7 protein-coding genes are annotated in these 6,617 nt (G+C 37.9%); 2 read left to right on the top strand and 5 right to left on the bottom strand.

Annotation, left to right across the window (positions count from 1 at the left end; all coding sequences use genetic code 11):
- Nucleotides 1-352: 352 nt before the first annotated feature.
- Nucleotides 353-727, bottom strand: coding sequence for a DUF423 domain-containing protein (locus JMN32_RS06670; RefSeq protein WP_202855531.1), 375 nt, complete (start codon nt 725-727; stop codon nt 353-355).
- On the bottom strand, nt 727-1,401 hold the full coding sequence (locus JMN32_RS06665) for a YggS family pyridoxal phosphate-dependent enzyme (protein WP_202855530.1): 675 nt from the start codon (nt 1,399-1,401) through the stop codon (nt 727-729). The genes JMN32_RS06670 and JMN32_RS06665 overlap by 1 nt, the downstream gene beginning before the upstream one ends.
- Before the next feature lie 65 nt (nt 1,402-1,466).
- Between JMN32_RS06665 and JMN32_RS06660 the strand changes: the two genes are divergently transcribed.
- Together JMN32_RS06660 and JMN32_RS06655 are read left to right on the top strand one after the other, a co-directional pair.
- Nucleotides 1,467-3,002, top strand: coding sequence for a GH3 family domain-containing protein (locus JMN32_RS06660; RefSeq protein WP_202855529.1), 1,536 nt, complete (start codon nt 1,467-1,469; stop codon nt 3,000-3,002).
- A gap of 9 nt (nt 3,003-3,011) precedes the next feature.
- Complete coding sequence (locus tag JMN32_RS06655) at nt 3,012-3,620, top strand: LysE family translocator (RefSeq protein ID WP_202855528.1); 609 nt, start codon at nt 3,012-3,014, stop codon at nt 3,618-3,620.
- 2 nt (nt 3,621-3,622) lie between these two features.
- Here JMN32_RS06655 and JMN32_RS06650 read toward each other — a convergent pair whose 3' ends face one another.
- From JMN32_RS06650 to JMN32_RS06640, 3 genes are read right to left on the bottom strand one after another with little or no spacing between them, the layout of a single operon-like run.
- Nucleotides 3,623-4,675: a vWA domain-containing protein gene (locus JMN32_RS06650; RefSeq protein WP_202855527.1), complete on the bottom strand. Its 1,053-nt coding sequence runs from the start codon at nt 4,673-4,675 to the stop codon at nt 3,623-3,625.
- Entirely contained in the window at nt 4,668-5,579 is a 912-nt protein-coding gene (locus tag JMN32_RS06645; protein ID WP_202855526.1) for a hypothetical protein, read from the bottom strand. Before JMN32_RS06645 ends, JMN32_RS06650 begins: the two co-directional genes overlap by 8 nt.
- Entirely contained in the window at nt 5,572-6,450 is an 879-nt protein-coding gene (locus JMN32_RS06640) for a DUF58 domain-containing protein (RefSeq protein WP_202855525.1), read from the bottom strand. Before JMN32_RS06640 ends, JMN32_RS06645 begins: the two co-directional genes overlap by 8 nt.
- Between the last annotated feature and the right edge of the window lie 167 nt (nt 6,451-6,617).

Raw genomic sequence — 6,617 nt, 5'->3', positions numbered from 1 at the left:
AAAACATCTAAATCTGTTGAAAAAGAAAACCGTCCCAAAATGACTTTTGAGACGGCCTCTTTGTTTTAAGTAATAGCCCTCCCGTAATATTTTTCTGGCCTGTTGTCATCATCCGTTATGCCGCAAATAAGTGTCTGGTCTTTCATCCATAGTGAGTGTAAGAGTATACCAATGGTGGTAATAATATTTGTAAATATCTTATGATTAGATCAGTACACATGAACATAGTTGATAAGAGAATATCATGTCAAAACCTGCAAGACAACTTATATCAAATAAAGGAGATAGATAGGAGGAGAAGCATATCCATAAACCATGGATATGTGAGGTATGTATTAAGTCTATACTGGATTTAGATGACCTTTTTAGCGCCCAGGGCCAGGAATATCCAGCCTAATATGAACATCACACCTCCTATCGGAGTAACAGCTCCCAGCACGGCAATATTTGACAAGCAAAGCACATATAACGATCCGCTAAAGATAATTATACCGGCAAGCATACTATGAGCGGCATATTTAAAATATTTATTGGGGAATTTTAGCATTAATATGCCGAGTCCCAAAATAGCCAGAGTATGATAAAATTGGTACTTTACGGCAGTCTCGAAAGTTTCCATACGGCCGTACTCTATCAATAAGGGCTTAAGTCCATGAGCTCCAAAGGCGCCAATAGCTACGGAGAAGGCTCCCAATATCCCTGCTGTTATTAATATATTCTTGTTCATTATGCGTAATTTCTCTCTCCAAATATAGCGCTGCCAACTCTTACTAGTGTGCTGCCTTCTTCTATGGCAATTTTATAATCACCACTCATACCCATAGAAAGCTCATTCATAGATACATTTTCGTATGTTGACTGTTGAGCTAATTGGTCAAAAATGATTTTTAAAGATTTGAATTCTCTTCGCACTTGATCTTGGTTGTCAGTAAAAGTAGCCATACCCATTAAGCCTACTATTCTGATGTTTTCAAAAGCACCGAACTCTAGAGAGGCCAGCATTTCTTTCAATTCTTCCTTAGAAAATCCAAATTTAGTATCTTCTTCAGCGATGTGAACTTGTAGAAGGCAGTCTATAATCCGGTCATTTTTCCTGGCTTGTTTATCGATCTCCTGCAATAACCTGATACTATCAACGGAGTGAATAAGTGATACAAATGGAGCTATGTATTTCACCTTATTTCTTTGTAAATGACCTATCATGTGCCACTCAATATCTTTTGGAAGTATCTCATGTTTTTCTGAAAGCTCCTGCGCCTTATTTTCTCCAAAAACTCTAATACCTTCATCGTAAGCAGCTTTTATCAGGTCTGCTGGTTTAGTTTTACTTACGGCTACTAATCGGGCTGGTTTTCCTGATAAATAATCCTGAATTTTCTTAATATTGTTTTTGATATCCATTTTATAATTTTAATATCGGGTCAATATTTATAAGTAACAAAGTAAGAAATTTTAACTGAGAGCATATGCCTATTTTAGGTACTTTATTGAAGAAAGGGATAAGGATTAGGGAAAGCTTGGAGCAGGAGTATTCGAACCCTTTCGATATACAAAAGCAAGAACTGAAGAAGCTTCTTATAACTGCAAGCCAGACTGATTTCGGAAAACATTATTTGTTTAACAATATTCTTAATGCTTATAAAAAGGAAGATCAAAAAGCTTTTTTTCAGTTGTTTAAAGAGCAGGTGCCTATACATAATTACAATAAAATGTATACGGATTGGTGGCATGCAGCTAAACAGGGAAGAAGAAGTGTTTGTTGGCCCGGTAATGTCAAGTATTTTGCGTTAAGCTCAGGTACTTCAGAGGCATCATCAAAGTACTTGCCGATAACGAAGGACATGAAACGGGCTATTCAAAAAACTAGCATCCGGCAAATACTTTCTTTGAGTAAGTATGATTTACCTTCCAACTTTTTTCAGGGGGGTATTTTGATGTTGGGAGGTAGTACGCAACTCAACAATAGAGGTAGCTATTTTGAAGGGGATCTAAGTGGTATTCAGGCCGCACAATTACCTTTTTGGTTTCAACATTTTTATAAGCCTGGTAAAAGAATAGCCAAGACAAAAGATTGGGATGAAAAGCTGGGTGAAATAGCCAAAAAAGCCAAGGATTGGAATATTAGCATTATTGTTGGCGTCCCTGCCTGGATACAGATCCTGATGGAGAAAATACTGGACTATCACCAAGTTCCCAATATCCATGAAATATGGCCTGACTTAATGGTTTATGTTCATGGCGGAGTTTCGTTTGACCCGTATAGGAAGGGGTTTCAAAAGTTGCTGGGCAAGGAGATCTATTACATAGAGACTTACCTAGCTTCGGAAGGCTTCATAGCTTTTCAGGGTAAGCCTAACCACCGCTCAATGAGGCTGGTTTTAAATAATGGTATTTTTTATGAGTTTGTGCCTTTTGAAGAGAAAAACTTCGATGAGAATGGAGACATTCTGGAAAGCGCGGAAACGCTGATGATTGATGAAGTGGAGGAGGGGAAGGAATACGCTCTTTTACTTTCCTCTTGTGCTGGCGCCTGGAGATATATCATAGGTGACGTGGTGAAGTTTACTTCTAAGGAAGAGTCTGAAATTATTATAACCGGAAGGACCAAGCATTTTTTGAGCCTTTGTGGTGAGCATATGTCAGTTGATAATATGAATAAGGCCATTGAAATGGTTGGTGATGACCTGAATATAGAAATTCCCGAGTTCACAGTGGCTGGTATCCCTCATAATACATTATTTGCGCATCATTGGTATATCGGTACAGATGCTAATGTGGATACGGAATTGATACGGACTAAGCTTGATAATTACTTAAAAGAGCTCAATGATGATTATGCAGTAGAGCGTGGTGCAGCACTTAAGGAAGTTTATGTTGATGTTCTCCCGGTTGGTACTTTTTACAAATGGATGGAGTCCAAGGGTAAGGTAGGTGGGCAAAACAAATTTCCACGAGTTATAAAGAGTGCTCAATATGAAGACTGGAAAAACTTTATCAAGTAGTCAGTACGAATGGTTGTTGTCAATGCATTAATCTTCGGTCTCGTACTGGCAGTGCTGATTGGTCCGGTCTTTTTTACGCTGCTTCAAACCAGTATTGAGAAGGGACTGAATAAAGCTATATTAGTTGCTATAGGTATTTTCTTTAGCGATGTAGTTTATATCAATCTGGCCTACTTTGGTCTTTCTCAGTTTATCAATGACTCGGAGTATAAGGAATGGATAGGTTATACTGGAGGAGGGATTCTGATTGTATTTGGCATTGTTTCCCTCTTTAAGTCCAGAAAAAAAACAAACATAGTACATCGTTCAGTTTCCGTGAAGGGTTTTTTCAGGTACATATTTAAGGGCTTCATCATCAACGGAGTAAGTCCTTTTGTGTTGCTTTTTTGGCTAGGCGCTATGAGTATGGCAACTATTGAGTATGGTTATTCAGGGGAAACGCTGGTTCTGTTTTTTGGGGTAATCATGCTTATCGTTTTTATTACTGATGTGATCAAAGCATACCTTGCAGGCAAACTTAGGGCTTTAATTACACCAAGGCTCTTTACTATTTTAAATGTAGCAGTAGGATTAGCTTTAATAGCTTTCGGCCTTAGAATGTTCGTTTACAGCTGGTAAGTCTAATCCTGAAGCACATTGGATATAAAGGTAGACTTCAATAGCAACCATAAAAGAAAAATACAAACAGCCCAATTCAGGTAATTGATATAAAAGTCGGAAGTGTCTTTATATCTTGTTTCCTTGATTTCAGCTTTTTCATACTGGTCGATGATCTTAAATACTTTTTCCAAGGCGTCATTGTCGGATACTCTGAAAAACTGACCTTCCCCAATATCAGCTATATCTCTTAGTGTTGTTTCATCCAAGGTGTTGTCCACCATTCTAGGTCTGCCAAAAAAATCTTTTCCATAGGGTACCTTGCCCTCCTTCCCAATTGCAATGGTGTAGATCTTGATATCATATGCTGAAGCAAGTTTAGCTGCTGTTATAGGATCAATATTGCCTGCCGTATTATCTCCATCGCTCAGGAGAATCACTACCTTGGATTTTGAATCAGACTCGCGCATACGATTTGTGGCTACTGCGAGGGCGCTACCTATGGCGGTACCACGGTTTTCTATCATTTCGAAGTTAATTTCCTCAATAGAAGATTTCAGGAGTTCATAGTCAGTAGTTAGTGGGGAAAGGGAATAAGCATCTCCAGAAAATATTACAATGCCGATCCTGTCCTGAAATCTACCATTGATAAAGTCCATGGCCTTTTCTTTGGCAGATTCTAGCCTATTAGGTTTAAAGTCCTGGATTTGCATAGACTGCGAAATGTCTATGACCAACATTATATCAATTCCTTCAGTCCACTGTTCTACCTTTTCATTTGACTTTTGAGGGCGGGCAAGTGCTACGATCACCAGTGCGGTAAGTAGTATCAACAGTATATCGGGGATAAGTCTTACCAGATTAGCAGGGTTTGACTTGATCTGGCTTTTGGTAAGTGCTATGGGGAGCTTCTGGTTTAGGTAATACCTGATCACCCATCTGGCAACAATGAATATGGGTATCAATATAAGTGCATAGAGCAGTACTTTATTTTCCCAAGTGAAGTTTTTGAAAACTCCGGGGGAAAACCATTCAAGACTGTACCATGGGTTTTCAAAGTTTACCTGTTCATCCATGCTTCACCTCCTCTACTTTTTCCATGAATTTTTCCTGAGCGTATTTTTTAAGTACAGTGTATTGTTTCATGATTTCACCATTCACACTTAGATTACCATAAATGACCCTGTCAAGGGCTTTTAGCGAATCGCCAATACTTTTTGGCTTGTAAAATTGAATGATTTCTTTCGTAGTTAATTGGGTGTAGGGCTTTGATTCAAGCTTTTCAAGGTATTTTTTCCATAAAATCAATACTTTTTCGGCTTTGTTTTTTTCTGTTTCATTCTCATTGAGCACCAACGTATCGTACTTTTCTATAAACCTGTTATTAGCTCGCTTTAACCTCTTGAGCTTAAAATGTTTCTTGAGTCTGCCGCCGAAAAGAACAAAAAAGAGTATAGTTAGAATAGCAAGTATCCCAACACCAATAATGAAATAAGGATAGTTGAATTGAAGCCCTACATTCTTATAAGTTGTATTTTCCTTCAAAGGCATAGCTTCTACCGCTACGGAATCAGGTATTTCTGTTACAAGCTGTTGAAGAATAGCAGCGTCTGTATCTGCATACACAGTAGTGCTATCTTTGCCATGCAACACAAAAATTGGCAATTTCAGATGTTGAATAGTGTCTATTTCGAAAGAGGTAATGTAATAAATGGCACTATCATAGCTATGTGTGCTATCCGATTGGGTGGGGAAGTAGCGTTTGTGATCTAACTCATAGGGAGAGTAATCGTACAATGAATCAGGGAATACAACATCCACCCCTTTGGGGTATTTCACTGATAAGGAGTACCCAATAGGAACCCCAATTTTAATGCTATCATTTAAAAATTGACCTTGCGGTTTGATTTGCTGAGCCTGAGCATTCAAAACAACAAAAAATAAAACCGGTAGAAGGCCCCGTACTATTCCTTTATACACTCTTTAAAGTTTTATTTCTTATTTTAAATAATTTCAGAAGTTTAGGAACGTAGTCCTCTTCTGTGTCAATCGTTACAAAATTGATTTGATGGCGTTTTGCGAATTTAGTGAGATACTCTTCATTCTCAGCATAGTTTTCTTTAATTCTTGATCTGAAGTTACCGAAAGAAGTGTTGACCCATATGGTTTCTTTACTCTCTTTTTCATAGATAGGAACTATTCCCAGTTTGGGTAGTTTTGTTTCTCGTTTATCCGTTATCCTGATCATGACCAGATCATGTTTTTTAGCCAGTCCTTTCAGGTTGTGGTGATAGCCTTCATCGATAAAGTCAGAGATAAATACAATTACACTACGGCGCTTTATTGTATTTAGTGTAAATAAAATGGCTTTGCTAAGATCAGTTTTTTGAGATTGTGGTTTCAAGTGCGCCAGCGTATGCACAATTTCATAAGCAAGTTGAGGCCCTTTTCTTGGCTTTATGTACTTTTCCTTCTGGTCAGAAAAGCAGATCAAACCAACTTTGCTGGCTTCCTTTGCTGCTGATAATGAGAGAACCCCACAGATTTCCTTTCCTATGTCCATCTTTTGCTTGCCAGGGCTTCCTATTTCCTGAGAGCCGCTTACATCCAAAATAAAAAATACAGTTTGCTCTTTCTCTTCTTTAAAGGTTTTTACAAAAGTGCCATGGCCTTTTGCACTTACATTCCAGTTAATGGTACGTATATCATCACCATACTGATAAGACCTCACATCGTCAAATTCAAGGCCTGATCCTTTAAAAATTGAATGAAAGTCCCCCTGCATCTGGCTGTTAATAGCCTTTCTGATTTGTATTTCGTATTTTCGTAGCTTTTTTAAGAGATCCTTCATTGGCTCAATTTTGGCTATAAAATTATAACAAAGTTGATGAATAATCCTGTTATGGAAAAATGATTTCCTTGACAGGATTATTTACCTTACTAATGGATGGTCAGATATTTTAAATATAACTCCATTAATAGTATGCACGTAAAACCTGCATTGAATATTCAAATTTA

Source organism: Fulvivirga marina (genome assembly GCF_016775155.1).
Lineage (GTDB): Bacteria > Bacteroidota > Bacteroidia > Cytophagales > Cyclobacteriaceae > Fulvivirga > Fulvivirga marina.
The sequence above is the reverse complement of the archived record's forward strand: the minus strand, read 5'-3'. Positions and strand labels throughout refer to the sequence as shown.